6 protein-coding genes and 1 pseudogene are annotated in these 4,104 nt (G+C 56.5%); all 7 read right to left on the reverse strand.

All coding sequences use genetic code 11. From position 1 onward, the window contains the following. Positions 1–108 (reverse strand): annotated as a pseudogene (locus CJP72_RS26425) (phage tail tube protein); the annotation flags it as partial. Continuing rightward, positions 108–1,613 (reverse strand): phage tail sheath subtilisin-like domain-containing protein, encoded by a 1,506-nt coding sequence (locus CJP72_RS26430; RefSeq protein WP_162383834.1) that lies wholly within the window; start codon positions 1,611–1,613, stop codon positions 108–110. The gene CJP72_RS26430 and the pseudogene CJP72_RS26425, both read right to left, overlap by 1 nt. Before the next feature lie 15 nt (positions 1,614–1,628). Continuing rightward, on the reverse strand, positions 1,629–2,204 hold the full coding sequence (locus CJP72_RS26435) for a phage tail terminator protein (protein ID WP_162383835.1): 576 nt from the start codon (positions 2,202–2,204) through the stop codon (positions 1,629–1,631). Next, on the reverse strand, positions 2,204–2,746 hold the full coding sequence (locus CJP72_RS26440; RefSeq protein WP_162383836.1) for a hypothetical protein: 543 nt from the start codon (positions 2,744–2,746) through the stop codon (positions 2,204–2,206). Before CJP72_RS26440 ends, CJP72_RS26435 begins: the two co-directional genes overlap by 1 nt. Beyond that, positions 2,730–3,158: a phage head closure protein gene (locus CJP72_RS26445; RefSeq protein WP_162383837.1), complete on the reverse strand. Its 429-nt coding sequence runs from the start codon at positions 3,156–3,158 to the stop codon at positions 2,730–2,732. The genes CJP72_RS26440 and CJP72_RS26445 overlap by 17 nt, the downstream gene beginning before the upstream one ends. Further along, on the reverse strand, positions 3,155–3,472 hold the full coding sequence (locus CJP72_RS26450) for a head-tail connector protein (protein WP_162383838.1): 318 nt from the start codon (positions 3,470–3,472) through the stop codon (positions 3,155–3,157). The genes CJP72_RS26445 and CJP72_RS26450 overlap by 4 nt, the downstream gene beginning before the upstream one ends. 79 nt (positions 3,473–3,551) lie before the next feature. After that, positions 3,552–4,104 (reverse strand): phage major capsid protein (locus CJP72_RS26455; RefSeq protein ID WP_162383839.1); only part of this gene is annotated, 553 nt, incomplete at its 5' end.

Genomic DNA, 4,104 nt, shown 5'->3' on the forward strand with positions numbered 1-4,104 from the left:
AATTACATCGTCATTGATACTCGTATTCATCGGCACCGTAATGCCACCCGTCAGCGACAGCTGTTCACTGTCGATTTTAAAAAAAGTAGTTCCTGCGATGCGGCCCATTACGCTGCCTCCTGGTACTGTAAGCGGAACTGGTTAACGAGAGCGAAGATGCGCAACTGATTGATGTAATCAGGCGGGAACAGCACGTTCACGCGGTTCGGATCGTTCGCGTCACGTTCGACAACCAGGTGTTTTTTAAACAGGTCGAAGTTTTCAACGATCCCGGCTTCTTCCATGATTTGGTATTGCGCACACATCTCCGCCTTGATAACGGACGGCGTGACAATCGCCTGACCCGGACCAAAACGTGTGCCATCGCTGGCAAGTTTGTGGCGCCCGTACTTACTGGTGACACAAGTTTCCAGTGCGCGCAGAACATAGGCGCTGGTGTGCAGGGTTTCGCTATCGAGATAGCTGTTGTCTTTTTCCCCATACTTGTTTTTCTGGTACGTGGTAACGGCACGCTCAATAAACGCATTGCTACCCTGCGCATAGCAGGTGGCGATCCCGGAGTTCAGCAGCGTGTTGCGCTGCGTTTTCTGGAAGCGCTTCCCGGCTTTCGCCGGTAGTACGCCATCAAGTTGGCCTGTCTGCGTCGGTCGGGCAGGATCAGCGCGAATAAATACCGCGTTACGGGCTGTAAACACCGCGGCCCATTCATCGGCGCAGGTCTGTGTATCACTTTCCATCCCATCGATTGTGACGTGCTGATCGTTACGGGTGGCGCCAAACGTCTGCAGGCTGGCAAGATCACCCATCTTCGCGCTGTAGGCATGCCCGTAACTCTGTCGGCCCGGCGCCCACCGACCGGTCGAATCGTTCATTGCCAGACCAATCGCATCGAGGCTCGCGCTGTCGTTGAACGGGAACGCGATAAAATCACCATCCTCATCCCCCAGCACTGTCACGGCATCGCTGAACACAGGCGCACCGGCACCGCCGGACATAGCCGAAATCGAGACGGTTACACCACCCGGTAAAACCTCACCGCCTGCGCTGCCGTAATAGTTCACGCTTAACGGTATCTCGTTACTGCAGAGCCCTGTATTTTTCGCCGTCAGCGTAACAGACGAGCCGTCAGAATCACCGATAGTGGCCGTCACCGGCAGGTCGGTATTCGCGTTAATCGCTACAACCATATTCCCGGCAATGGTGGCCGCCGGATCATTCAGTGCAACGACCGTCTGAACACGCGTTTTGCCGATATACAGCGAGATAACGCCTGCAGAAATAGCGTTACCGCCGAGCGTGATCGTACCGGTTGCCCTGGTACCTTCAGGCTCAGGAATGGCAATCACCCAAAGCTGCCCGCTTAAATCGACCTTGCGGTACGCGGCAGCCATACGCGCCAGCTGGCTACCGGCGCCCGCCTGCATGCGCAGATCGCCGACACTGGATACCAGCGTCAGCTCGTTCAGCGGTATGTCGCTGTCTGGCAATGCACAGCCGAATATAATTGTCGGCTGCACGCTCTGCGCCGTATTTGCCTGGCTGTTGTCCATTTCGGCATAAAACAACGGCACCAGATTCCCGGAAGACGGGATGGTGTTAAAACTAACGGTCATGGTGAGACTCCGTTATCAGGTGGATTCAGGGGGTGACAGGTGAATATCTGCCTGAAATTCAGGGTGGCCGTCCGGGCCAGCGCCGGGATCGATAAGGTCAACATCGATGTGAACGGTTTCAAGCCACGGCAGGGAGCCAAGCTCCTGCTGGTGCCAGGTATCTTCCGGCCCAATCTCAAACGTGGCCTGAAAGTCGAATTTGTAATAGAGGATCGCACGGTTCATATCGAGCAGCACGCCGCCGCGGTACTCAATGCCGAACGTGTAATTTTCTGCCGGGCTCCAGCCCAGCAGCGCACGCCAAAGCCAGCGTCTGACGATGTGCACAGCATCGTCTACAGATTCCAGCCCCAGCTCACCCGCCCGGTTATCCAGCGCCACCACGACAGAAAAACCATCTGTGCATTCCTGCCAGTAGTCTGTCTGACTTTTCTGCTCCCCGGTTTCATCATGCAGCGGAATAACGTAGGCGCAGGGCAAAGACAATTTCCCCACTTCCGGCAGTGGCCTGAATTCTGCGGCACCGCTGACGCGCTCGCCAAAGGCTGGCACCCGCTCACGCAGAGCCTGAATAATTTTCCGTAATTCCATTAAATTGGCTTCGGTTTCACGGCCCGGCGCAATGTGTTAAACAGCATGCGCTCAGTCCAGTATTTCTTATTGGCAAGGGCGGCAGTCATGTAGTTACCGCGTGGTGCTATGCGCCAGCCGCTGCCCCCCGATGCCCCTTTATGGTGTGATTTGGTGCGCACAGCGCCACGACGAACGCCGTAAAACAAATAAGCCGGATAAAAACCACTGCTGCCCGGCCCTTGATGCAGTTTCAGTGGGGTCATACCACGACCACGTTTCTGGTTAGGGGCGATTTTAACCATGAATCCCGGACGGCTCCCCGTTGCCCTCGGTACGTAATAGCCGATTGAACGCGCTGTGGCGCCAGACCAGTAACCCGGATCCTCACCCGGCTTCGAGCCGTGCCGTTGGCTGATACGGTTGCGGGCATCCTTCTGAATGACCTGCCCGATTTTGCTGAACGCCCGGTGCACGATCCGGCGGTTAAAATCGATGGTTTTCATTCCCTGAAAATCCACGTGGACATACGAGCCGCCCTGCGGATTACCCAGCGTTGCCATGATACCCCCCGTAAAATGTAGAGCCGCCCGGCGGCTGGCCGTCCATCTCTTCTGTGTGCAGCGCTTTAGCATCGATGCGCGTAAAGCGGCGACCATCGTTCAGTGGCCCGGACCGGATCACGCGATACACCACGCCGCCAGTGACTATTTCCATATCGGTATTAATGCCGGTGCGCTTGCGGATCACGATTGTGTGCGTGATTTTTTCGTCGGTTTGCATCGAGTGAAGATAAGCGGTGCCAGACAGTTGCCTGACCCGCCCCCAGCACTCGAAATTATCCGTATATACCGGCAGCGTGCCGCCGCCCTCCGCAGGTACATCCTGTCGGGTGCGAAAAGCCAGCCGTTCGCTAAGCTCACCCGGCTGCGGCAAGCGGTATGTTGCGTTGACGTCCGTCAGCGTGCGTTTCATAGCGGTATATGCCTGTAGGGATCGACAAGCCAGTTGTAGCCCAGCGGCGCTTCGGACTGCTCAAAGTCATTCACTGCCAGGCGGTTTTCGTACCAGTACCCCACCAGTAAAAGCATGGCTTGCTTAATATCGTCAGGCAGTATCAGACCGTCGGGGTCGGGCACTGGCACTTCATCGGCGTAGAGCTTCCGGTTGATGCGGGTTTCTGTGCGGATTTGCACAGCGCTGCCTATCTGATTCAACAGATCATCGTCTTCGGTAAAATCCGGCTCGATGCGGCATTGCTGCTTGATTTCGTCAAGCGTCAGAAGCATGTAGATACTCCATGCCCGCCGGGTGACGGGCACAAAAAAACCGCTTTCGCGGCATCCGGGGTAACGTGCTGGCAGGCTGTTAGCTGCTGGCGCTACCAACCCCCACCAGCGCTTTGATTGCGGCGGTGTCTTCCAGCAGAGTGTCGAAGCGGTAGAACGCAAGAAAACCGACCTGATCGTATTCCGCATAACGCTCAACCAGACGTTTCAACGCCATATAACGCACCCGGCGGATCAGGAAGCGGTTAAAGTCGCCACAGAACATAAATTTCTGGCCAACGCCCACATCGGCGATCGCCTGATCAATCTCATACGGTATCTGCAACACCGTCGCCGGAGTACCACCCGCAACAGAAGGCAGCCACAGTGGACGCCCCTGCCCGTCCTCCATCTCTTCGATCAGCTCCAGGGTATTGTCGTTGAACGCCCAGCGGAACTTATTCCCGCGGCGGTATGCAGGGTCAACCGCATGTTTCAGCTTGTTCATTTCCTTCCAGGTGAAGGTTCCCGCGGATGCGGTTGTAACGATACCCGTTACAGATGCTGCCAGGCCTTTCGGCTGCTGCGGCGTGCCGGTGCCAGTACCCTGAACAATCAGGCGGGCCTCGGTTCGTCCGATGCGCTCACCAATA

Origin of the sequence: Citrobacter sp. NCU1 (genome assembly GCF_010231475.1) — a bacterium.
Taxonomy (GTDB): Bacteria; Pseudomonadota; Gammaproteobacteria; order Enterobacterales; family Enterobacteriaceae; genus Citrobacter_D.